Below are 23414 nucleotides of genomic sequence, written 5' to 3' on the forward strand. Positions count from 1 at the left end.
GCCTTAATCACCTTGGCTTTGGTCGTCAACTTCAACGCCCTCAGGAATGGTAAATTCAAAGGTTTGAGTTGCAAGTGCTTCGTTTACTTTAGCATCTTTAAAGGTAAATAAAGACTGCTGACCAGAGGTATCTAATACTGTCAGTGATGCTAGTCCTTGCTCTTGAGCATTAAAGCTAATGTCTAACTTTTCAACTTGGCTCTCAACACCTTTGTTTGGTGTTACGCTAAAGCCTGCATCGGTTGCCACAACTTGGTATTTAGCCCACTGCTCAGGATCTTTAGAGGTCAACAATACAAACGGTGTTGAATCAATCAAGCTGTGGGTATTCATAATCGTTACTTGCTCAGCAAAGCTATCGAAGTAATAAGTTTTGTCGCCATTCGATACAAACAAGGTATCGTCTGGGCTTTGCTGTTGCCAGCGGATCATCATAGGTTGTTGAAGAGCAATATTCCCTTCACCTTGCATGATAGCTTCGCCTTGCGAATCGGTAACTTGCTGCGAAAACTCTGCTTTAAAACTTTTAATCGCAGCCAGTTGTTGTTGCAATGCTTCGCTGTCGTCTGCAAAACTTTGACCGCTTAATAAACAACCCATAATTAGGGCTAGGTATTTAATTTTTTTCATTAATTTGCTCCACCATTTGGCACTAAGACTTCGCGGGCACCGTTATGTCCTGGTGCGCTAACAATGCCTGATGTTTCCATTTGTTCAACTAAACGAGCTGCGCGGTTATAACCTACACGAAGCTTACGCTGTACACTCGATACCGACACTTTGCCGGTTTCAATTACAAATGATACTGCTTCATCGTAAAGCGGATCTGACTCTTCATCACCGTCTTCACTGGTTTCTCCTGGTAGTAGAATTTCTTCTGTGGCATCGCCACTCAAAATTTCATCTATATAATTTGGTTTGCCACGTTTTTTCCAATCATCTACGACCGCATGAACTTCGTGGTCGTCAACAAACGCGCCATGCACACGCACTGGTACACTAGTACCTGGTGGTAAGTAAAGCATGTCACCCATACCAAGTAAGTTTTCAGCACCTTGCTGATCTAAAATGGTACGCGAATCAATTTTACTTGAAACTTGGAACGCCATACGTGTTGGAATATTCGCTTTAATCAAACCTGTAATAACGTCAACCGATGGGCGTTGTGTTGCTAACACTAAGTGAATACCTGCAGCACGGGCTTTTTGTGCGATACGTGCAATCAGCTCTTCCACTTTTTTACCCACGATCATCATCATGTCGGCAAATTCGTCAATAACCACCACAATACTTGGTAGTTTATCTAGCTCTTCAGGGCCATCGGCCATACCGTCGGTATCTTTAAACAGTGGATCTAGAATTGGTTGACCCGCTTCTTTGGCATCCAACACTTTTTGGTTGTAACCTTTTAAGTTACGCACCCCAAGTGCCGACATCAGCTTATAACGACGTTCCATTTCGCCTACACACCAACGCAATGCATTGGCTGCTTCTTTCATGTCAGTAACAACTTCACATAATAAATGTGGGATGCCTTCGTACACAGAAAGTTCAAGCATTTTCGGGTCGATCATGATCATACGAACATCATCAGGGCCCGATTTGTATAGTAAGCTTAATATCATTACATTAACGCCCACTGACTTACCTGAACCAGTTGTACCCGCAACAAGTAAATGTGGCATTTTGCCAAGGTCAGCACACACTGGCTCGCCAGCAATGTCTTTACCTAACACCATAGTCAGTGGTGATGGGTTTGATTCAAATTTAGGTGCGTTAATAACTTCACTTAAACGCACGATTTCACGATGTTTGTTAGGTAACTCTAAACCAACATAAGTTTTACCCGGAATAACTTCTACAACACGTACGCTTACTGCAGAGAGTGAACGCGCTAAATCTTTAGCTAAGCCAGTGATTTTAGCTACTTTAATACCCGGCGCTAAATCAAGCTCAAAACGCGTTACTACCGGACCTGGGTATACACCCACAACCGCAGCTTGAATGTTAAAGTCAAGTAATTTGGTTTCAACTAAACGAGAAATACCATCTAATTCTTCTTGTGATAATGGGTTTTTCGCTTTATCTGGACGATCTAATAAATCCAGCGATGGTAACGGATTTACAGGCGGTTGCTCTTCGAGCAAGGCTTCGAATTTTTCTTTCGCTGTTGGTGGTGGCTGATACGCAGGTTTTGGTTTAGGCATTGGGCGAGCAGGCGAAACAACCGTTGTTACAGGCTTTTCTTGCTCTACTACAGGGCTCTGATCAAGCGCATTAAGTGCCGATACGGTATCGAATGATTCATCATCAAGAGCACTGAATCCAATTTCTTGGTCAAGAATATCATCAAGCTCATCAAAGCCTTTGAAGTCTTCATCTGCTTTTTCAGCAGACTTTTGCTGTTGCTTGGTCGCTTTTGGCTCATCTTCATCAGCATCATTGAAGCTAATAGCTGGCTCGTTTTCTGGTTCTACAAAGTTGGCGTCAGGCTCTGTGGTGGCGACATCTTTAACTGCTTCTTTTTCACGGTGCATCCAAGCAGAAAATTGCTCACGTAAAAAGTAGAATAATTTCATTACCCACTTGCCGACAAAATCGACAAATTGCACCCAAGAAATCCCCGTTAATAGGGTTAATCCAGCAAAGAAAAAGCACAGTAATAGAATCGAGGTGCCGGTAAAATTAAAGGTCGGCATCATTGCTGTTGCAATGACATCCCCTACTACCCCACCAGATGAGAAGTTATAAATATCGTCGAAGTTAATGCTGCTAATGGCAGTCGCTGAAGTAATAAACAGCGCAAAGCCAATGACACGTAAGGCAAGTGTGGTGTAATCAAGCTGAAAAATACGATGTGGCTGTTTAAACAATAAATAACCAAATAATTGAATAGCAACAGGGACTAAATAAGCAAGCCAGCCAAAAGTGAGTAATAGGATATCTGCAACCCAGGCCCCCGCAGTGCCGGTAATATTCTTAACATTAACAAATTCACCGGTTTGCGACCATGAAGGGTCCGCAGGATCAAAACTGATTAATGCACATAAAATAAATACTGCAGCAAAGGTGCTGATGATTAGCCCCGTTTCTAACAGTCTTTGAACACCATTTAGGCGCATAGCTCCCTATTCCTTATTATTCTTTACTGATCGATTAGCAGTGAAATACCTTAGCAGGAAATGCCGTTTGATGCACTTTATCTTAGCCTTGATGGACTGATAATGAACAAGTTTTTGTTACTCTATGTGTATTTTAACAGTTTAAGCAATATATGGGCGAATAATGACCCCTTCTTCACCTTTTACTTCTTCCATTACCACATACGTTCGGCTTTCACTGACATTAGGTAGTTTTAGTAGAATATCGCCTAGTACATTTCGATATTCCGACATATCATTTACCCGCGTTTTTAATAAAAAGTCGAAATTACCCGACACCAAGTGACATTCAATAATTTCGTCGTGCTTTTTAACAGCGGCGTTAAACTCTTCGAACACATCAGGTGATGTTTTGGTGATGGTCACTTCTACATAAACGGATAAACCCTGCCCAAGCTTAGCAGGATCTACTACCGCTTTATATCCGAGTATATACCCCTCCCTTTCAAGCTTTTTTACACGCTCTAAACACGGGGTGGCACTTAGCCCTACACGCCTTGCCAGCTCTACGTTAGAGATCCGACCATCGTGCTGTAATTCCATTAATATTTTACGGTCTATTCTGTCGAGTAATTGATGCATAAGCCAAACCAGAGTTTTGCACTGTTTTTAAGTTATTTTTAGATTATATCACTAGAAGTTCATTAAAAAAAGGTGAGACACACTGGCTAGTCATGAATATAATAGTCAAAAATTTTATCCCGTTCTATTAAGGCGAAAAACTATGATTATTGGTGTACCTAAAGAAATCAAAAACCATGAATACCGTGTAGGTATGGTTCCTGCGAGTGTTCGTGAACTAGTAAACCATGGCCACCAAGTGTTTGTTGAGACTGATGCTGGTATGGGCATTGGCTTTACGAATGAAGATTATATTGCGGCTGGTGCTGAAATTTTACCAACAGCAGCAGACGTTTTTGCTAAAGCTGAAATGATCGTTAAAGTAAAAGAGCCACAAGCTGTTGAGCGTGCTATGTTACGCGAAGACCAAATTCTATTTACTTACCTTCACTTAGCACCGGATCTTCCACAAACTGAAGACCTTGTTAAAAGTGGCGCAGTATGTATCGCTTACGAAACAGTAACTGATTCACGTGGCGGTTTACCACTTCTAGCTCCTATGAGTGAAGTTGCAGGTCGTATGTCTATTCAAGCTGGTGCACAAGCGCTTGAAAAAGCAAACCACGGCCGTGGTATGTTACTTGGTGGTGTACCAGGTGTTGAGCCAGCTAAAGTAGTTGTTATCGGCGGCGGCATGGTTGGTCGTAGCGCAGCGCAAATGGCTGTTGGCCTAGGTGCTGATGTTGTTGTTCTTGACCGTAACATCGATGTATTACGTGCATTAGATGCGCAGTTCGGTAATAAAGTTAAAGCTATCTACTCTACAGCTGACGCGTTAGAAAAACACGTACTAGAAGCTGACCTTGTGATCGGTGGCGTATTAATCCCTGGTGCTGCAGCGCCTAAACTAGTAACGGCTGAGCACATCAAAGCAATGAAACCTGGTTCTGCAATCGTTGACGTTGCAATCGACCAAGGTGGTTGTATCGCAACTTCTAAAGCGACAACTCATGCTGATCCTACTTTCATCGTTGATGAAGTTGTTCACTACTGTGTTGCTAACATGCCAGGTGCTGTACCACGTACTTCGACGTTTGCACTTAACAACGCAACATTACCGTTCATCATCAACCTTGCTAACAAAGGCTACAAGAAAGCGCTTCTTGACGATGCAAACTTCTTAAAAGGCTTAAACGTGATCAAAGGCCAAGTTACTTATAAAGAAGTAGCTGAAGCTTTCAACATGGAATATGTTGACCCACGTACAGCTGTTGAAAATGCTTAATTAGCATTGTGAAACAAAAAAGCAGCGATATCGCTGCTTTTTTTATGCCAGTTTGCAAATAAATCGCTTTATCTGCAAACCGCTATATTATTGATTAACGACGTTTAGTTTGTTTAGCGCGTTGATTGTGCTTTTTAACCGCCTTACGAATTTGGTTAATTTTAGCACGCTTGTCTTTACGCTTTTCAGGAATAACCGACAGCTTAGTTTGCGTTTCGCGGCCTAGTTGTACTGTTTTACGTAAATAGTTTACCGTATCTAAATCAAGCTCAGCCCAACCACCTTGCGGTAAGCGCTTATCAAGCTCTAACTTACCGTAACGAATACGGATAAGACGCGATACTTCAACATCTTGTGATTGCCATAAACGACGTACTTCGCGGTTACGACCTTCAGTTAATGTGACATTGAACCAACGATTGATCCCCTCACCACCCATAGGTTTGATGTTCAAGAATTTTGCAGGGCCATCATCAAGTTCAACACCTTTTGTTAAAGTGCGCAGCGTATCATTAGTTACTTCGCCAAATACACGAGCAGAGTATTCACGCTCTACTTCGTAACTTGGGTGCATTAAACGATTTGCAAGTTCACCGTCATTGGTGAACAGCATTAAACCTGCGGTATTAATATCTAAACGACCTACCGCTATCCAGCGCTCGCCATCAACACGTGGTAAGCGATCAAATACCGTACGGCGGCCTTCCGGATCTTTACGTGTACATAACTCACCTTCTGGTTTGTTATACATAAGCACACGACAAATACGGTCAGCTTTGTCTTCAATTTTTACCACGTGACCGTCAACACGAATCACATCGGTTGTTTCTACACGGTCGCCTAAACGCGCCACTTTACCATTCACGCTCACGCGGTTGGCATCGATGTATTTTTCCATTTCACGACGTGAACCCACGCCTGCACGGGCTAATACTTTTTGTAACTTTTCAGTTTCTAAATTACTCATTCAGATAGTTCTCTCACAGAAGGATCGCTCAATAGCTGGTTGATTTTACTCTCCTGAAGTTCAGGTAATGGTGGTAATTCATCTAAACCAGCTAATGAAAAATAGTCTAAGAAAGCGGATGTTGTTGCATACAAAGCAGGGCGACCTGGCACTTCTTTGTGGCCCACAACCCTTACCCACTCTCTTTCTAATAAGGTTTTAATAATCCCTGAGCCAACGGTTACTCCCCGTACTTGTTCAATTTCACCACGGGTAATAGGTTGCCTGTAGGCAATCAAGGATAAAGTTTCTAATAGTGCTCTTGAGTATTTAGGTGCGCGCTCTTGCCATAAGTTTGCCAGCCAAGGTGCTAAACTCGCACAGGCCTGAAATCTATAACCGCTACCTACTGCAACAAGCTTGATACCTCTGGTTTGATAATGCGTTTGAATCTGTTCAATTGCATTATTAATGCGTGGCATAGATACGCTTAAATCAGCTAATACTGTTTCTTTTAAATGCCGTTTAGACACGGGTTTTCCAGCAACAAAAATCGCAGCTTCTATGATTTCGACTAACTGTTCATCACTGATACGTTTTGTGGCCATCGTTACTAAAGGTCATTTTAAATCACTAACGCTCTATTATGACAGAAGTCAGCCAAGGTTGGAAAAATTATTATAAAAAAGCCAGTGTAAAACACTGGCTTTGGGGGATATTTCAAAAATGAATAATGAAATTAGCTGTTTTTAACCATTTCAAGGGCATCATCTTCGGCAACATCGCTGCCATATTTGCTAATGTAGTTGATAAATTCAGTACGACTTACACGCTTATCTTTGTTGCTATCCATATAGCCAAAATGATTTGCGATGTCGTCGTCATCTGCTTCTTCAATTGATACATAACCATTTTTATCGTTATCTAACGATTTAAAGTCATTTTCGATGCGGTCAAATCTAGCGATTTCTGCTTTAAATGCTGATTCAGACACCTCGCTATCAGTTGCCACTTTACCTGTATTTAACTGCATATAAGTATTAAATTCAGTGCGGCTAATTTGCTCATCCATGTTGGTATCGATATTTGAAAAATGATCCCAAATTGCATCGTCATCAGCTTCTACTTTAGAGATATAACCGTCATTGTCATTATCTAGGCTACCAAAATCACTGTCGATTTTTGCTAAAGAGTTACTTGCAGAACATGCTGATAGGCTTAATGCTGCCAAAATTGTTGATGCTAGAGTTAACTTGTTCATAAGACATTTCCTTGTAGTCGATTAGATTCACTTTGACTATTACAAGTTGAATGCCAAAATGTCTTACTGACTAAAATCAAGCACTTACAAAATAGTTAAGCTAAGGTTAAGCCTATGATTTAGCAAGCTTTTCATAGCTTGCTGTAATTTTTTCATAAAAAAAGCGCTCATAAGAGCGCTTTTCCATATAGCCATAATATCGCTATTAGATAGCTGCGTTTTGGTAACGCTTAACGAAGTCTGTTACAGCTTCGCCATTACATTTTAAGGTGTTTAAGTTACCAATTTTTTCACGCACAGGTGTTAAACCTTTTTTAAGTGCTGTGATACAAAGTTGAGTTTCTTTTTGCTCATTTTTAGCAAACACTTCAACTGCTGCTTTTGATGCTGAATTTTGTGATTGTGCTTTTTTAGCAATGTCACGGATGTCAGTACCGTTGCATAAAATGCTTTTTGAAAAACGCGACATTGAAATGCCATGCTTTGCTGCTTCTTTACGTGCAGCGGTAAACCCTTCATTCGCACTTAAGCTACATAACTTAGATTCAATACGGTTATCAGCTGAAAAGTAGTGCGGGTTGCTTGCTAATGAGCCAAATGAGATACATGCAAGAGAAAGCATCACTAATTGTTTTTTCATGGTTTACCTTTAAATAGTACATAATATGAACGGATGGTTTGCGCGCATTATATAAACAAAAATAAGTAGATCAACTGAATTATTTATTTAATTTAATAATTAATAGTGAGTTAACAATGTTTTTAAATTAAGCAGCAATTGATCAACATTTACCCAATTTGATTTTCGTAATTAGCTCATGAATAAGCCCTAGTTTGATGATAGAATTGCGCTAAACACTGAAACAAAAATAATAGGTGCACCATGAAGGTAATCTCATTCAACATTAACGGCCTGCGCGCCCGTTTACACCAGTTGCAAGCCGTAATTGATAAACATCAACCAGATATTATTGGCTTACAAGAAATCAAAGTGCATGATGAGGCCTTCCCTCTCGAAGACGTGCAAAAAATGGGTTATCACGTTTATTTTCATGGTCAAAAAGCGCACTACGGCGTGGCTATGTTGTGTAAGCAAGAACCAAAATCAGTCGTTAAAGGCTTTGCAACTGATACTGACGAGTCACAGCGCCGTATGATCAGTGTTACTGTGACACAAGAAAATGGTCGTGACCTAACGGTGATGAATGGCTATTTCCCGCAAGGCGATAATATTGCCCACGAAACCAAGTTCCCATATAAGCGTCAGTTCTACAAAGATTTAATGACCCATTTAGAAGATAACCACACGCCTGAGCAAGATGTTATCGTGATGGGCGACATTAATATTTCACCGACCGATCTCGACATTGGTATTGGTGAACCAAACCGTAAGCGCTGGTTAAAAACAGGTAAGTGTTCGTTCCAACCAGAAGAGCGTGAATGGCTAAGCACTTTATTAAACTGGGGCTTTAAAGATACATTCCGAGAGCTTTACCCAGAAAAAACCGAGCAATATTCGTGGTTTGATTACCGCTCAAAAGGTTTTGATGACAACCGCGGTTTACGTATTGATGTGATCTTAGCAACTCCAGCGCTTGCTAAACGTTGTGTTGAGTCTGGCATCGATTACGAATTACGTGGTATCGAAAAGCCATCTGATCATGCCCCAATTTGGTCAACTTTTAACGCATGATAGACACTATGCAATGGCAGCTCCCTTTGTGGAGCTGTGTGGCTTTAATACTTTGGCTGAGTTTCGATAAACAAAGCGCATCACAATTATTGGCAACACCAATAAGACAAGTTGGTGTACTCGCTTGTGCTTTAGTACTTGCAGTACTGTGGCGTATTAAAGCGGGGATATTGCCAGGCCTCGAATTGCATATTTTAGGGGTCACTGCAGTGACCCTGATTTTAGGTTGGCGACTGGCCATTTTTGCAAGCCTTCTTGCAAGTTTACTCTTGGTATTAGTCGCTCAGCTGCCAGTATCAATACTGCCAGTGCATTTATTGTTTACTGCTTTTTTACCAGTTACGTTAAGCTATTTGTGTTTTGTGCTTTGCTATAGCTATCTGCCAAGGCACTTTTTTATTTATATCTTTTTATGCGCGTTTTTAACCGCTGCTGCTATTGCCTGTATCAAAATACTTACCAGTGGTGTGTTTTATTACTTGCTTGGTGATTACAGTTTTATTGAAATTTCAGAAAACTATCTGATTCTTTGTGCCATAATTTGGTTTCCTGAAGCAATGCTCAATGGCATGGCCATTACCTTGATGATCACGTATCGCCCTCACTGGGTTAAAACCTTTTATGATAAGGACTATTTAGACTCATGAGTCTTCACTATCACTGCCCACTTTGCAAACTTGAACTTACTCTAACCGACAAAACTTACCGTTGTGACAACAATCACAGTTTTGATATCGCCAAAGAGGGTTATGTCAATTTACTTCCCGTGCAAAATAAAAAGTCTAAACAACCGGGCGATAACCTTGAAATGGTGCAGGCTCGCCGCGCATTTTTAAGTGCCGGGCACTATTTGTTTTTACAGCAAGCTTTAGCAGATTTAGTGACATCACTCGAACCAACTTCAGTGATTGATTTAGGCTGTGGTGAAGGCTTTTACACTCAAGCAATAGCAACGCAATCGAGTGCCGATGTCTATGGTGTCGATATTTCGAAACCCGCGGTAAAATACGCTGCTAAGCGATATGAAAATGCGCATTTTAGCGTTGCCTCAATTAGCCAAGCCCCTTTTGCAGACGCCAAAGCGGATGTGCTTGTTAGTGTGTTTGCACCACTATTTGCACAAGAACTTGCCCGCCTTGCCAAACCACAAGCTAGCTTAATTGTTGCAAGCCCTGGCCCTTGGCACCTAAAAGAGTTAAAAGCATTTATTTATTCCGATGTTAAACCACATACTGAGATAGAACCACCAGCGGGTTTCAGCAAAGAGTCGACGAATTTACTAGAGCAACAGGTGTTGTTATCTGTCGATGAGATTAAACATTTAATTATGATGACGCCGTTTGCATGGAAGTTTCGCCCAGAGCATTGGCAGCAGATAGAGCAGCAAGGCCCACAAAAAATTACGTTATCGTTTTATGTGAGCCAGTTTATTCGGGATTAAAAATGCTCTTTAGTGAAGGCTTTGTCCATTTTTTCGAACATATCCTTTAACAGTTGAGCTAAATCTATATAGCGTGGTTTTTCAGTCGTTAATTGTGACTGATAACCATGCGCCTTCATTTTACTGTGCAATTCTGTATACCAACTTAGCATCGCTGGTTCTAATCTGGTTTGAGCACGTCTTCCTAACCACAACAAACCTTGCAGCGGAAGTGACAAAAAGAATAGCGCAATAGTGATAGCTTGTGGAAAATAATCACTGCCTAAGTAATTAACTTGCATGAATACGGTCAGCATTGCCAAAATTGGCATCACAGTAATTGCCAGATCAGTAGCTTTGATCACTCTAAATTCGGCAAACAATGGAGCGAGCTCTTGTCGCATCGGCCATTTTTTAGCGTACTGACGACCTGTTTGCACTTGTGACATGACACCTTTTTGCATCATCACTCCTAGGGTTTTCATCTCGTTTCACAACCGAGTGTAACACACTCCCGGATACAATCCCTGCAAAACCTGTCCTAGTTCTAATACCAAATTAATGGCAATGAGACTAACGTTTAAAGTCTAAATGAGATAAAATGTTATCGGCTTAAGTCAACTAGACTTTAGTGTAATTACAGCCTAGCTTTGTTAAGTGTAGCAACAAAATACTTATTTACTATACTGGCAAAGAATTCTAATTATCAAGCCTTAATACACACTGACTGATATCGTACTTTTAGGACCTAGCTATGCCGAAGCACCTTTGCTCACCACATCACGTTTTAGTACTAAACTGTGGTAGTTCGAGTTTAAAATTTGCCATTTTAGATGCCACCACTTCTGACGAAGTTATTTCAGGGTTAGCTGAACGCCTTGGATCAGATACGCCTTCAATAAAATATAAATATAATGGTGAAAAACAACTTATTGAACTTGCAAAAGGACAAGCCCATGATGCAGCAATTAATAAACTTGTTTACCTGGTCAAAAACTTAGGTCTTGAGGATAAGTTAGTTGCCGTGGGCCATAGGGTCGTACATGGTGGCGAACATTTTACCGAGTCAGTATTAATTGATAATGACGTATTAATAGAAATCGAGAAAACGGCAGCATTAGCGCCTTTACATAATCCAGCGAATTTATTAGGTATTCGCACCGCACAGCAAGCGTTCTCGACACTACCACAAATTGCGGTGTTTGATACTGCGTTTCATCAAACTATGCCAAAAATTGCCTACTTATATGCATTACCTTACTCGCTTTATAAAGAGCATGGTGTAAGACGTTATGGTTTCCATGGCACGAGCCATTATTATGTTGCCGGTGAAGCGGCGAAATTACTCGGCAAAGAACGCCAGCAAACTAATGTGATCAGTGCGCATTTAGGTAATGGTTGTTCTGTGTGCGCTATTAAAGATGGTAAGAGTGTTGATACCAGTATGGGGCTTACCCCTCTGGAAGGCTTAGTCATGGGTACGCGCAGTGGTAGCATCGATCCTGGTTTATTCACCTTTTTGACTCAACAACTTAATTATTCAGTTCAAGAAATTGATGATTTGTTGAATAAACAAAGTGGTCTGTTAGGCATTAGTGAATTATCAAATGACTGTCGCACTATTGAAGAAGCGGCTGTTGAAGGCCACCCACAAGCAAACCTTGCTCTCGATATTTTCTGTTACCGCTTAGCAAAACAAATCGCTGCGTTCTTGGTGCCTCTGCAACGCCTTGATGCGCTTATTTTTACCGGTGGCATTGGTGAAAACTCAGACATCATTCGTGACAAAGTGATTTCACACTTAGGCTTTTTAGGCCTTGAGTGTGATGAAGCTGCTAACTTGGCTGCTCGCTTTGGTAAAGAAGGCCTAATTTCAAAAGGCCAAGCGCATGTTAAAGCGTTTGTGATCCCAACAAATGAAGAATGGGTTATTGCTAACGATGCAGCCCGCATTGCAAAGGAGGCTTAAGTAAATGGCACGTAGAATTATGTTGATCCCTATTTCAACTGGGGTTGGTTTAACATCTGTTTCTGTTGGTTTGGTACGTGCGCTAGAGCAAAAAGCGCTTAAAGTTAACTTTTTCAAACCCATTGCACAGCCACGCTCTGGCGATACAGGCCCAGAAAAGTCGACGCAAATTGTTACCCATGGCTCGCCAATTAATCCACCGACACCATTCGATTTGAGCTATGCAGAGCAAATGATTGGTGATGGTAAAGGCGACGACTTACTAGAAGAAATCGTAGAGCGCTTTGAAAGCACCATTAAAGAAGACGAAATCGCCATTATCGAAGGTATGGTGCCAACACGTCGTCAGCCTTATGCTGGACGCGTAAACCGTGAAATTGCGCAAACGCTAGGTGCTGATATTGTTTTTGTTTTAACGCCTAGTAACGATAGCAATGACCAAATTGAAGACCGTTTAGAAATCGCCTCTGGCAACTATGGCGGTGTTAATCACCCTCGCGTGTTAGGCTGTATTTTCAATAAAGTAAATGCGCCATTGGATGACGAAGGTCGTGCACGTGCAGATCTTGTTGAGGCCCATGAACCTGAACAACTCGAGAACGAATTAAACCGTTTAGCATCGCTGCCTATTTTCAGAAAGCACCCATTTAAGTTATTAGGCTCAATTCCTTGGGATTTTGACCTAGTAGCACCGCGTGTACGAGATTTATGTGAATACTTAAAAGCTGAAGTAATTAACGAAGGTGACATGGCTCACCGCCGTTTACGTCGCGTCACTTTCTGTGCCCGTACAGTGTCGAATATCTTAAGCCACTTTACCCCTGGAGCATTGCTGGTAACTCCTGGCGATCGCTCTGATGTATTAGTTGCAGCTTGTTTATCAGCCATGAATGGCACCAAGCTTGGGGCAATTTTATTAACTGGTGGTTTTAAACCTGAAGATCGCATTATGAAATTATGTGAACAAGCGATGGATACAGGTTTACCAATTATCGCAACAGAAGAAGATACGTGGCGTACCTCACTGTTACTGCATAACTTCAATATGGAAGTGCCTTGTGATGATGATCAACGCATCGATAAAGTAAAAGATCACAACGCCAGCCATATTGACTCAGACTGGTTAGACAGCCTTGCACAAAGTGTTGGTCGTACTCGTAAAATGTCTCCTCCAGCATTTCGCTTCTTACTAACGGATAAAGCCCGTCAAGCGAATAAAACGGTTGTTTTACCAGAAGGTAATGAGCCACGTACTATTAAAGCTGCTGCTATTTGTGGTCAACGTGGTATTGCTAAAACAATCCTTCTTGGCGATAAAGAAGAGATTTTACGTATTGCTGAACAACAAGGTGTTGAGCTTAACGATAACGTAACCATTATTGAGCCAGCTGATGTAATCAACGATTACGTGGCGCCTATGGTAGAGATTCGTAAAAACAAAGGCTTAACAGAAGTGGTCGCACAAGAGCAATTACTAGATAACGTAGTACTTGGCACCATGATGCTTGAACAAGGTAAAGTAGACGGCTTGGTGTCAGGTGCTGTTAACACAACAGCTAACACGATTCGCCCACCGCTACAATTGATTAAAACAGCTCCGGGTTCATCGTTAGTATCATCGGTATTCTTTATGCTATTACCTGATCAAGTACTTGTTTACGGTGACTGCGCTATCAATCCAGATCCTACCGCTGAGCAATTAGCTGATATTGCTATTCAATCGGCTGATTCAGCTGCCGCATTTGGCATTGAACCTCGCGTTGCAATGATCAGCTACAGCACGGGTACGTCAGGCTCAGGCGCTGATGTAGAGAAAGTCCGTGAAGCCACTAAGCTTGCCCAGCAAAAGCGCCCAGACTTAGTGATTGATGGCCCGCTTCAATACGATGCAGCTATTATGGAAAATGTAGCAATTAAGAAAGCACCCGATAGCCCTGTGGCAGGTAAAGCAACTGTGTTTGTATTCCCAGACTTGAATACTGGTAATACAACTTACAAAGCAGTACAACGTAGTGCTGATTTAATTAGTATTGGCCCAATGCTTCAAGGTATGCGCAAGCCGGTAAATGACTTAAGTCGTGGTGCATTAGTAGACGATATTGTTTACACCATTGCCCTTACAGCGATTCAAGCTAAGCAAGTCGAAAGCATAGAAAATTAACCCTTCAAAATTTAGGCTAATTTATAAAACCTTTATAAATTAGCCTATTAGCTTCTTTATACTGACCTATTCCCATATTTATCCACAGATTCTGTGGACAACATTTAAAGACTGAGCTGAGTAATTCCTCAGCAATCAAAATTATTGCGCTTTATCTTAACTTTGTTTACCTATACTATAAATTCAAAGGCTTCAAAGATAGGATCGCAGATGTCAAAACAAACGTTACAACTTCATAGTGAAGAACTTACCATTCATAGTTTAGATGTCGATGCGACGATTGATCCTACCCTACTTCAACAAGCTATTTTCTTTATTGCTAAAACCGCTGATGAGTTGTCTATAGTGTGTCCAAGTAGTTTTGAGCTAGACAGTCTTGATCAAGAAACGGATTGGTTGGCACTTGAGGTGATTGGCCCTCTTGGTTTTTCACTAACAGGTATCATGGCAAATATTTCTGGAGTACTGGCAAAAGCGTCGATTTCGATTTTTGCTTTATCAACTTACGATACCGATTATGTACTGGTGAAGAAGCAAAGTATGGCCAAGGCAATTACAGCCCTGAAAAAAGACGGTTACCATGTGCTAGGTGATGTTAAATAAGCCATGACTAACGAAGTTCAATACTTACCCGAACGCAGCCTCAGAAAAGCGCGCTGCATGGCTATTAAAAGCCCATTTACTGGGCGTGTAAAAAGCATTAGCGAGCACCCAGAGCCATTTTTCCGCTTTGCGACACTTGGACCAAGTATTAGTGTTGAATTAACTAGTCACAACATCATCGCACCATTCGATGGCACCCTATTACAAGTTAAAAATGCCGGTAAAGAATACATTTTACAGGCAAAAAACGGTTTAAAAGTTTTATTAAACTTATCGTTTTCATCGGTTGAAGAACATATTAATCACACCAATATTGCAAAATTAAATGGCAGTAAAATTAGCCAGGGTGAACGGTTAGCCTATTTTGATTTACGCGAGCTGAGCAGCCCAATGCTCGGTACTCTTTGCGTACTCAATAGCCAACACCTTGGCCCTCTGTATTATTCACTATCTCAGGTCATTGCTGGGGTAGACACATTACTCACTGTAACTAAAAAGTAGAATTTATGACTATCATGTACGGTATCAGCAACTGCGATACAATTAAAAAAGCCAAGAAATATTTAACTGATAACAACCAAGAATTTACTTTCCATGATTACCGTAAAGACGGCATTAGTGCTGAGCTAGTTAATGAGTTTGCAGCACATATTGATTGGCAAGATTTAGTTAATAAACGCGGCACAACTTACCGCCAATTATCTGATGAGCAGAAACAAAACCTAGATAAAGAATCAGCATTAGCATTACTGGTTGAGCAACCTGCAATGATCAAGCGTCCGGTACTCGTGCATAACGGCCAGTACTACTTAGGTTTTAAAGCAGCTCAATACGATGAGATTTTTGCCTAATGACTCACCCTGTTATTGAACTTGCTCAAGCACTTATCCAGCGTGAATCAGTAACGCCTGAAGATGCCGGTTGCCAAGCGTTAATGAACGAACGTTTGGAAAAGCTAGGGTTTAATATAGAATCACTGTTTTTCACTGATACCTTAAATACTTGGGCTCGTAAGGGAGATGCGTCACCGCATTTTTGTTTTGCGGGTCACACCGATGTTGTACCAACTGGTCCCGAGAAAAATTGGCAGCACCCGCCCTTTTCGGCACTAGTAAAAGACGGCATGTTACATGGTCGCGGTGCAGCCGATATGAAAGGTTCTTTAGCTGCAATGGTGGTTGCCACCGAGCGTTTTGTGGCTAAGCACCCAGATCATAATGGATCTATTTCGTTTTTAATTACCTCAGATGAAGAAGGCCCGTTCATCAACGGCACAACCCGTGTTATCGATACCCTTGAAGCGCGTGGTGAGAAGATTGATTTATGCTTAGTCGGCGAGCCATCATCACGGGATGAACTTGGCGATGTGGTAAAAAATGGTCGACGTGGCTCATTAACTGGCTTTTTAACCATTAAAGGTGTGCAAGGCCATGTTGCTTATCCGCATCTTGCTCAAAATCCGATTCACTTAGCCGCCCCTGCGTTAACTGAGCTAAGTCAAACCGAGTGGGATCAAGGTAACGAATTTTTCCCTGCAACGAGCTTTCAGGTTTCGAATATTAACGGTGGCACCGGTGCCGGAAATGTGATCCCAGGTGAACTTGAGATTCAATTTAACTTCCGCTTTAGCACAGAAGTTACACACCAGCAGCTACAACAACGAGTCGTTGATATTGTTGAAAAACACAATCTGAATTATGAGTTAAATTGGATTGTAAATGGACTGCCGTTTTTAACCGACCACGGCCCGTTAGTTGATGCAACTGTGCATGCTATTAAGCAGGTGACTGGACGCGAAACAGCGCTTGAAACCACTGGTGGGACATCGGATGGTCGTTTTATCGCACAAACAGGTGCTAAAGTCATTGAACTTGGCCCGCGTAATGAAACCATTCATAAAGTAAACGAATGTGTTAGCACAGAGGATTTAATTCAACTTGCTGATATCTACGAAATCATTTTAGAGCAACTGCTTACATGAACCAAGCTGAGCTTAAACAATGCGCCACCGGGTCATGTAGCTCACATTTAGTTGAGCTACAACACCATCGCTTGCATCGTGATATTGTCGATGATTTTTTAGCTCTTCAGCAAGGTGCGAAAGAAGCGGGTATTGATCTGACAATTGCCTCAAGCTTTCGTGACTTTCAACGTCAAAGCACTATTTGGAATGCAAAATTTCAGGGCCTTCGACCGGTTTATACCCTTGCACAAAAAACGGTAGACTTAGAAAGCTTGAGTGATATTGAAAAGTGCCACGCTATAATGCTTTACTCCGCACTACCTGGGGCAAGCAGACATCACTTTGGCACCGACCTCGACATCTACGATAACCGCCCTATTGACGATGATTATCAGCTGCAATTAACGCCAGATGAGTATTCGGCCACTGGGCCGTTTGCAAAGCTTGCTGCATGGCTTGATGATAACCTCGAAAAGTATGGTTTTTATCGCCCTTACCAAGAATATAAAGGGGGGGTTGCCCCTGAGCCTTGGCATATCAGTCATATCAATGCATCGCATAAGATGATGCAATATTTGTCAGTTGAAACATTACAGCAATGTATTGAACAAAGTGAACTTATTGGCAAGCAAGCGATACTAGCCGAACTAAACACCCTGTATGAACGCTACGTGTTAAATATTAATACGCCAAAGTCTAAAGGCTGCGCTTTTTAGTCATTAAAAACACCAGTACAGCGCCAAGAATCAAGGCGCTGGCTGTGATTAAACGCGCTGTTAGTTGCTCATCTAAAAATACCACCCCAGCTAACGTAGCAAGCACTGGAACCGTTAGCTGTACCACACCTGCTTGGCTACTTTTAAGCCTTGGTAGTGCAATATACCAAATGCTATAACCAAGGCCTGATGCTAAAGCTCCTGAAGCTATCGCCAAATAAACGCCTGTTGCTGTGATCCCCTGCCAATCGACAACGGCTAGAAAGACTAAAATTGGCACAAGTATTAAACTTCTTAGAAAATTAAAGCTGGTTGCTTGCAAAGGTGAGCTGCATGATTTTCCACGAATACTGTAAACACCCCACGCTACACCACTTAACGCCATGAGCATTGCTGGCATGAAAGAAGGCACCGTCGCTGAGGGCAGCATTAGGTAAATAAAACCCGCAAAAGCGACAAATAAAGCCCCCCACTGCACTTTACTGAGCGGCTCTTTATTTAAAACACTATGGCCTATCATGGTTAACTGCACTGCAGAAAATAAGATAAGTGCGCCTGTACCTGTATTTAAATCAACATAAGCAACTGAAAAGCACAGCGCGTAAACAAATAAACTAAGGGCACTGATATTGTTACCTTTATCGGATAAAGGTTTAGCCCTTTGCGATTTTAATTGCCTTAACTTTGCTTGCCATAACAGTAAGCCAAGCAACATAAATGCCCCACTTGCTAAACGAATAGCAGTAAAGCTCAAAGGATCAATATCACCACTTTGTAATGCCATTCGACACAACAAAGAATTAGCTGCAAAAGCACTAAGTGCAATCAAGGTATACAGTATGGTGCTCAACAAATGCAGTGTCCTTTAACGTTACAAAACAGAAGACCAGAAAGTTGTCTATTAACTTACGATTTTTTACATAATTTATCATAGAAGGTTAAGCCGCGTATGCTAATCTGAGTACATTGTTTAAAAGGAGTGTTCAGTGCATCGACGTTTATTTATTGGAGCTGCTTTACTGTTATCTGGTTGCAGTACCATAGGTATTACTGATCTATTCCAAGATTATGCGACGCAGCTAAAACCTGTGCGCCAAGCTGTTTCTCAAAATAACATAGCAAGTGCTCAGCAACTTTTGCCGAGTAACAGCCGAGGCCATAGTAACTATTTATTGAATCAGCTTGAAACGGCCCGTCTTGAGTTTTTGGCTAAACAAAATTCCGAGGCCAATGAGACCTTTGAAGCTGTTTATCAAAATATGGAAAAAAAGCGTCAAGCAGCCAAAGTACAGCTAAGTGCAGGCCTTGAACAAACAAACTCATTATTGACCAATGATTCAGTGATTGGTTATGAGCCAGCAGCCTATGAAATGACTATGCTGCATAGCTACAAAGCACTGAGCTATGTATTTGATAAACAACTTGAATCTGCATTAGTTGAAGTTAGACGTGCTAATAAAGTGCAAGAAGATGCATTAAAAGACAACCAAGCTGTACTTGATGAACAAGCAGAAAAGGCAGCCGAAGGCTACCCTGATATGGCTGAGCTAATTGGTAATGTCAAAAATGGCTTTCAAAATGCCTTTACGTTTTATTTGTCTGGTCTACTTTATGAGGCAGATAAACAGTTTGATGATGCCTATATCGACTATAAGAAAGCACTCGAAATAAATAGCGAAAATAGCTACTTACAGCAAACAGTGTTACGCCTTGCCAAAAAGCAAGGGTTTGATCAGGATTTTGAAGAATTTAGCAAACGCTTTGGCAAGCTAAAGCAAACTCAAGCAAACACAGGCCAAGTAATTGTAATTGCAGAGCAAGGGTTAATACCAGCAAGGCAAGAGTTTCATTTACGATTACCCATTTATACCTCCCGGGGTGATGCACGCTTTTACAGTATTGCCATGCCTGTTTATCGCGATGCGCCTTATGCGGGCAGTGATAAAACAGTGAGTCTCGATGGCGAAAACTTACCGCTGACACCCATTGTTAGGCTTGAAGCGCTGGCAGCAAAAACTTTAAAAGATCAAAGTGCTGGCAGAATAACCCGCCAGGTTATGCGATTGGTTGCGAAAGAAAAGATGCGTGCAGAATTGGCAAGAAGCGGCGGCGATGTCGGTAATATTTTAGCGAATATTTATAACATTGCATCAGAGCAGGCTGATACGCGAAGCTGGTCGACTTTACCAAGTCAACTGAGTATTGCTCAGCACGCGATGCCAGCAGGTCAGCACGCTTTAAGCGTGCCAGGACATAGCGAAATAGACTTTACGGTTAGTAAGCAAAGGTTAACCTTGATTTTTCTAACCTCTATAAATAACTACTACGACACACATGTCGTACAACTCTAGGAGCAATGATGAAATACTTAGTGCCACTATTAACCATTTTACTTGTTGCGGCTTGCTCCTCACGCCCTACCACTTCTGGCATTGGTGTTGAGCAGGCATCACAACAGTATAACCAACAACTGATTGTTAATAACCCTGAACTTGGTAAGAAATTAGCCATTACAGATGTAAAAACACGTCAAACAAATGGCTTAACTGATGTTGTTGTGACACTGGCAAGCCAATATAAAAAGTCTCAATACTTACAATATCAATTTACTTGGTATGACGCTGATGGCTTTGTTATTCGCGGCAACCATTCGCCTTGGCAACCTATCACTTTATTTGGATTTGCTAAAACCCAGTTACCGGGCCTAGCCCCGACAGCAAATGCTGTCACCTTCTCGCTTGCAGTGCGTGAAGTGTCAACAGAAGCACAAGAATTTGAAGATTAAGGATACTACAATGAAATTACTTTCTGTTAAGTCGGCTGCGGCCGTTGCAATGACAAGCGCTTTATTGCTGTCTGGTTGTGCAAATAAAGCCGTTGTTAGCTATGGTGATGCACAAGCTGTTGAAACTACTGATATAAATTTTGGCTCAACGGATCTACAAAAAGTAGCAAGCCAGATGACAGACTCATTACTTGCTTCACCTGTGGTTGGCACCATGACAGCAAATACTCGCCCTATCGTGTTTGTTGAGCGTATTAAAAACAAAACGAGCGAGCATATTGATACTGAATCAATTACTGATTCAATCTCAACACAGTTATTACGCAGTGGTAAGTTCCGCTTTGTTGATATGACCCGTGTTGAAGCTGTGCGTGAGCAACTTAATTTCCAAAACGTCGATCCACTTGTTGACCCAAATACAGCGATTGCTTTTGGCCAGCAAGTTGGTGCGCAATATATGTTATACGGCAACTTATCGAGCATTGTTAAATCAAATGCTGACAAGGCTGATGTTTATTACAAATTCACAATGCGTTTAATGGATTTAAAAAGCGGTCTAGTTGAATGGGCTGATGAAACTGAAATCCGTAAAACTCGTGAGAAATCAACTTTTGGCTGGTAGCCAGGAGGGTATATGAAATACCTAATTACTATCCTAGCAAGCTGTTTATTACTGAGCTCGCCTAGTTATGCTGATTATCAGCGTAACAAAGCAGTACCAGTACAACAGGTGTTGTTTGGCTCTGTACAATCCGTACGAACCATTACCGAACAAGAGCTAGTCAGAGATAAAACAAACGGCTGGGAAACGTTTGGTGGTGCGCTTATTGGCGGCGTTATCGGTAACCAGTTCGGTGGCGGCAGTGGCCGCACTGTAGCAACCATTTTAGGTTCGATGATTGGTGGCTCTGTTGCTCACAACCGTCAACAAAACAGTCGCGTTATACAATATCAGCTCGTTGAATTGATGATCAAAGTAGAAAGCGGCGAGCAGTTCATGGTTGTGCAAGACAAAGATAACCAAATGCTGTTTAACCAAGGTGATAAAGTTCGCCTGGTGTACCTCACCGATAACACGGTACGTGTTGATAAAGCGTATTAAAAAAGCGAGCCTCGGCTCGCTTTTTTTAGCTTTGTCGATAATCAGCGAAGAATCGCTGCATCTTACTCATGGCTTCTGTTAAATCATCTTTGTTTGGTAAAAACACCAATCTGAAATGATCAGGATCAGGCCAATTAAATGCGCGACCATGCACTAATAAGATTTTCTCAGCTTTGAGTAAATCTAAAATCATGCGTTCATCATTTTTGATATTAAAGTGTGCTGTATCCACTTTCGCAAATGCATATAGCGCCCCTTTAGGCTTTTTACAGCTAATACCATCAATGGCATTTAAACCACGCCATGCAATATCTCGCTGAACGTACAGCCGACCACCTGGGTTAATAAGATTATCAATCGATTGCACACCACCTAACGCTTGCTGAATAGCGTATTGTGCAGGTACGTTGGCACATAATCGCATAGACGCCAGCATATCTAGGCCACGACTTAAGTCGTCCATCATGCTAGTACGACCGCTTAACACCATCCAACCCATTCGCAAACCCGCAGCGCGGTACGTTTTGGCTAAGCCATTAAAAGTGATGATTGGCACATCATCACACAATGCACCAATAGAGCTGTGTGTGACACCGTCGTACAAGATTTTCTCGTAAATTTCATCGCTCAATAGCAAAAGCTTGTGTTCACGAGCAATATTGATAAGTTCCATCAAAAGATCATCACTATACACCGCACCGGTGGGGTTATTAGGGTTAATAAGCACCAGTGCTTTGGTCTTTGAAGTGATCTTCGATTTTATATCAGCAATATCAGGGAACCAATCTTGTTCTTCATCACATAGATAATGCACAGGGTTACCCCCTGCTAATTTAACCGATGCTGTCCACAGCGGATAATCCGGTGCGGGAATAAGCACTTCGTCGTCATTATCAAGTAATGCTTGGGTGGTCATTTGAATTAATTCGCTGACCCCATTGCCGATATAAATATTATCGACATCAAGATTAAATAAACCGCGTTGCTGATAGTGTTGATAGACAGCCACACGGGCTGAGTAGAGGCCTTTAGAGTCACAGTAGCCTTGGGCTGAATATAAGTTACGAATGATATCTTTGTGCATATCTTCAGGCATATCAAAGCCAAAGGCAGCCGGGTTGCCAATGTTTAGCTTTAATACTTTTTGCCCTTCATCTTCCATTTTTCGAGCTTGTGCAAGCACAGGCCCACGTATGTCATAACAGACACCGTCTAGTTTGTGACTCTTTTTGATTTGTGACATGGTTACCTCTACTAATTAGCCTTAAGACTAACCTAGTACGGGGCCACCACGCCAGAGGATTTTTGCGGTTATAACTGAAATAAATTCAAGTTTTTAGCGATTAGCAAACCAAGCTTGTAGTTTTTCTACAGAACCTGATACTTGAACATCTAAACTCTGTGAGTTTTGCTCTGCAGTTGCTAGATCATTTTGATTAAGTGCTTGTTCGATTGACTGCGCAAGTTTAGACAGGCTCGCAGCACCAAATTGGGCTGCATTTGATTTTAAACTGTGTGCATGTCGTGCTGCAGCTTCGTTATCTGAACCAAGATTTGCAAGTACCTCAGAGCCTAAACGCTGAAATTCACTACAACAAAAGGTCAAGGTGTCGGCAAATTGGTCACCTAAAAGTGATTCCATCCCTTCAAGTGCACTCTCATCGATTGTGATTGTCGTCATCTTTATCCCTTAATCAAAAACGTAATTATATAAATCGCAACTTTAGCCGTTCATAGCTAAAAAGCAAACCTGCTTTGCGAGTTAAGCTCATGTATACTAGGCATAGT

26 protein-coding genes are annotated in these 23414 nt (G+C 41.6%); 15 read left to right on the forward strand and 11 right to left on the reverse strand.

Annotation, left to right across the window (positions count from 1 at the left end):
- Positions 1 to 3: 3 nt before the first annotated feature.
- The 3 genes from lolA to lrp all read right to left on the reverse strand — a co-directional run bounded on the left by lolA (position 4) and on the right by lrp (position 3743).
- Positions 4 to 630, reverse strand: coding sequence for an outer membrane lipoprotein chaperone LolA (gene lolA, locus EVU92_RS13900; RefSeq protein WP_130051719.1), 627 nt, complete (start codon positions 628 to 630; stop codon positions 4 to 6).
- Positions 630 to 3122, reverse strand: a complete 2493-nt coding sequence (locus tag EVU92_RS13905) for a DNA translocase FtsK 4TM domain-containing protein (protein WP_130051720.1) — start codon at positions 3120 to 3122, stop codon at positions 630 to 632. Before EVU92_RS13905 ends, lolA begins: the two co-directional genes overlap by 1 nt.
- A gap of 141 nt (positions 3123 to 3263) precedes the next feature.
- Positions 3264 to 3743, reverse strand: a complete 480-nt coding sequence (lrp, locus tag EVU92_RS13910; RefSeq protein ID WP_130051721.1) for a leucine-responsive transcriptional regulator Lrp — start codon at positions 3741 to 3743, stop codon at positions 3264 to 3266.
- Positions 3744 to 3885: 142 nt separating this feature from the next.
- On the opposite strand from lrp, the gene ald reads away from it, so the two are divergent.
- A complete protein-coding gene (ald, locus tag EVU92_RS13915) occupies positions 3886 to 5007 on the forward strand; it encodes an alanine dehydrogenase (RefSeq protein ID WP_130051722.1) in 1122 nt (373 codons plus the stop codon).
- A gap of 94 nt (positions 5008 to 5101) precedes the next feature.
- Here the strand turns inward: ald and rluB are convergent, their stop codons facing one another.
- The 4 genes from rluB to EVU92_RS13935 all read right to left on the reverse strand — a co-directional run bounded on the left by rluB (position 5102) and on the right by EVU92_RS13935 (position 7854).
- Entirely contained in the window at positions 5102 to 5974 is an 873-nt protein-coding gene (gene rluB, locus EVU92_RS13920) for a 23S rRNA pseudouridine(2605) synthase RluB (RefSeq protein ID WP_130051723.1), read from the reverse strand.
- Positions 5971 to 6561 carry an SMC-Scp complex subunit ScpB gene (gene scpB, locus EVU92_RS13925; protein WP_130051724.1) on the reverse strand — a complete coding sequence of 197 codons (591 nt, stop codon included), beginning with the start codon at positions 6559 to 6561 and terminating at the stop codon, positions 5971 to 5973. The genes rluB and scpB overlap by 4 nt, the downstream gene beginning before the upstream one ends.
- A 131-nt stretch (positions 6562 to 6692) precedes the next feature.
- Positions 6693 to 7214, reverse strand: a complete 522-nt coding sequence (locus EVU92_RS13930; protein WP_130051725.1) for an EF-hand domain-containing protein — start codon at positions 7212 to 7214, stop codon at positions 6693 to 6695.
- A 205-nt stretch (positions 7215 to 7419) separates the two neighbouring features.
- Positions 7420 to 7854, reverse strand: coding sequence for an exonuclease III (locus EVU92_RS13935; RefSeq protein WP_130051726.1), 435 nt, complete (start codon positions 7852 to 7854; stop codon positions 7420 to 7422).
- 243 nt (positions 7855 to 8097) lie between these two features.
- Here EVU92_RS13935 and xthA point away from each other — a divergent pair, with 243 nt between their 5' ends.
- Genes xthA through EVU92_RS13950 form a run of 3 tightly spaced genes read left to right on the forward strand, consistent with a single transcriptional unit; the run spans position 8098 to position 10348 of the window.
- Positions 8098 to 8907 (forward strand): exodeoxyribonuclease III, encoded by an 810-nt coding sequence (xthA, locus tag EVU92_RS13940; protein ID WP_130051727.1) that lies wholly within the window; start codon positions 8098 to 8100, stop codon positions 8905 to 8907.
- Positions 8904 to 9554: an energy-coupling factor ABC transporter permease gene (locus tag EVU92_RS13945; protein ID WP_130051728.1), complete on the forward strand. Its 651-nt coding sequence runs from the start codon at positions 8904 to 8906 to the stop codon at positions 9552 to 9554. The genes xthA and EVU92_RS13945 overlap by 4 nt, the downstream gene beginning before the upstream one ends.
- Entirely contained in the window at positions 9551 to 10348 is a 798-nt protein-coding gene (locus EVU92_RS13950; RefSeq protein WP_130051729.1) for a putative RNA methyltransferase, read from the forward strand. The genes EVU92_RS13945 and EVU92_RS13950 overlap by 4 nt, the downstream gene beginning before the upstream one ends.
- Here the strand turns inward: EVU92_RS13950 and yfbV are convergent.
- Positions 10345 to 10791 carry a terminus macrodomain insulation protein YfbV gene (yfbV, locus tag EVU92_RS13955; protein ID WP_130052297.1) on the reverse strand — a complete coding sequence of 149 codons (447 nt, stop codon included), beginning with the start codon at positions 10789 to 10791 and terminating at the stop codon, positions 10345 to 10347. The genes EVU92_RS13950 and yfbV overlap by 4 nt on opposite strands.
- A 290-nt stretch (positions 10792 to 11081) precedes the next feature.
- Here yfbV and EVU92_RS13960 point away from each other — a divergent pair, with 290 nt between their 5' ends.
- From EVU92_RS13960 to EVU92_RS13990, 7 genes are all read left to right on the forward strand, one after another.
- Positions 11082 to 12296 (forward strand): acetate kinase, encoded by a 1215-nt coding sequence (locus EVU92_RS13960; RefSeq protein ID WP_130051730.1) that lies wholly within the window; start codon positions 11082 to 11084, stop codon positions 12294 to 12296.
- Positions 12297 to 12300: 4 nt separating this feature from the next.
- Entirely contained in the window at positions 12301 to 14457 is a 2157-nt protein-coding gene (gene pta, locus EVU92_RS13965; RefSeq protein ID WP_130051731.1) for a phosphate acetyltransferase, read from the forward strand.
- 210 nt (positions 14458 to 14667) lie between these two features.
- Positions 14668 to 15060 carry an ACT domain-containing protein gene (locus EVU92_RS13970; RefSeq protein WP_130051732.1) on the forward strand — a complete coding sequence of 131 codons (393 nt, stop codon included), beginning with the start codon at positions 14668 to 14670 and terminating at the stop codon, positions 15058 to 15060.
- Between the two features lie 57 nt (positions 15061 to 15117).
- Positions 15118 to 15561: a PTS glucose transporter subunit IIA gene (locus EVU92_RS13975; RefSeq protein WP_233786733.1), complete on the forward strand. Its 444-nt coding sequence runs from the start codon at positions 15118 to 15120 to the stop codon at positions 15559 to 15561.
- A 5-nt stretch (positions 15562 to 15566) separates the two neighbouring features.
- Positions 15567 to 15911 (forward strand): ArsC family reductase, encoded by a 345-nt coding sequence (locus EVU92_RS13980; protein WP_130051734.1) that lies wholly within the window; start codon positions 15567 to 15569, stop codon positions 15909 to 15911.
- The gene (gene dapE, locus EVU92_RS13985; RefSeq protein ID WP_130051735.1) at positions 15911 to 17041 is read left to right on the forward strand and encodes a succinyl-diaminopimelate desuccinylase; all 1131 of its coding nucleotides are present in this window, start codon (positions 15911 to 15913) and stop codon (positions 17039 to 17041) included. The genes EVU92_RS13980 and dapE overlap by 1 nt, the downstream gene beginning before the upstream one ends.
- Positions 17038 to 17739, forward strand: a complete 702-nt coding sequence (locus tag EVU92_RS13990; RefSeq protein WP_130051736.1) for a M15 family metallopeptidase — start codon at positions 17038 to 17040, stop codon at positions 17737 to 17739. Before dapE ends, EVU92_RS13990 begins: the two co-directional genes overlap by 4 nt.
- Here EVU92_RS13990 and EVU92_RS13995 read toward each other — a convergent pair.
- Positions 17720 to 18589: a DMT family transporter gene (locus EVU92_RS13995; protein ID WP_130051737.1), complete on the reverse strand. Its 870-nt coding sequence runs from the start codon at positions 18587 to 18589 to the stop codon at positions 17720 to 17722. The genes EVU92_RS13990 and EVU92_RS13995 overlap by 20 nt on opposite strands.
- Before the next feature lie 136 nt (positions 18590 to 18725).
- On the opposite strand from EVU92_RS13995, the gene EVU92_RS14000 reads away from it, so the two are divergent.
- The 4 genes from EVU92_RS14000 to EVU92_RS14015 are packed head-to-tail and all read left to right on the forward strand — an operon-like array spanning position 18726 to position 21626.
- Positions 18726 to 20090 (forward strand): adenine DNA methylase, encoded by a 1365-nt coding sequence (locus EVU92_RS14000; RefSeq protein ID WP_130051738.1) that lies wholly within the window; start codon positions 18726 to 18728, stop codon positions 20088 to 20090.
- A gap of 8 nt (positions 20091 to 20098) precedes the next feature.
- On the forward strand, positions 20099 to 20524 hold the full coding sequence (locus EVU92_RS14005) for a YcfL family protein (RefSeq protein WP_054552954.1): 426 nt from the start codon (positions 20099 to 20101) through the stop codon (positions 20522 to 20524).
- A 10-nt stretch (positions 20525 to 20534) separates the two neighbouring features.
- Complete coding sequence (gene lpoB / locus EVU92_RS14010; RefSeq protein WP_054552953.1) at positions 20535 to 21146, forward strand: penicillin-binding protein activator LpoB; 612 nt, start codon at positions 20535 to 20537, stop codon at positions 21144 to 21146.
- A 12-nt stretch (positions 21147 to 21158) separates the two neighbouring features.
- Positions 21159 to 21626: a glycine zipper 2TM domain-containing protein gene (locus EVU92_RS14015; RefSeq protein WP_130051739.1), complete on the forward strand. Its 468-nt coding sequence runs from the start codon at positions 21159 to 21161 to the stop codon at positions 21624 to 21626.
- A gap of 25 nt (positions 21627 to 21651) precedes the next feature.
- Here the strand turns inward: EVU92_RS14015 and EVU92_RS14020 are convergent, their stop codons facing one another.
- Positions 21652 to 22869, reverse strand: a complete 1218-nt coding sequence (locus tag EVU92_RS14020) for a pyridoxal phosphate-dependent aminotransferase (RefSeq protein ID WP_130051740.1) — start codon at positions 22867 to 22869, stop codon at positions 21652 to 21654.
- Between the two features lie 93 nt (positions 22870 to 22962).
- Entirely contained in the window at positions 22963 to 23307 is a 345-nt protein-coding gene (locus EVU92_RS14025; protein ID WP_130051741.1) for an Hpt domain-containing protein, read from the reverse strand.
- Between the last annotated feature and the right edge of the window lie 107 nt (positions 23308 to 23414).

Source organism: Pseudoalteromonas sp. MEBiC 03485, assembly GCF_004195145.1.
GTDB classification, from domain to species: Bacteria; Pseudomonadota; Gammaproteobacteria; order Enterobacterales; family Alteromonadaceae; genus Pseudoalteromonas; species Pseudoalteromonas apostichopi.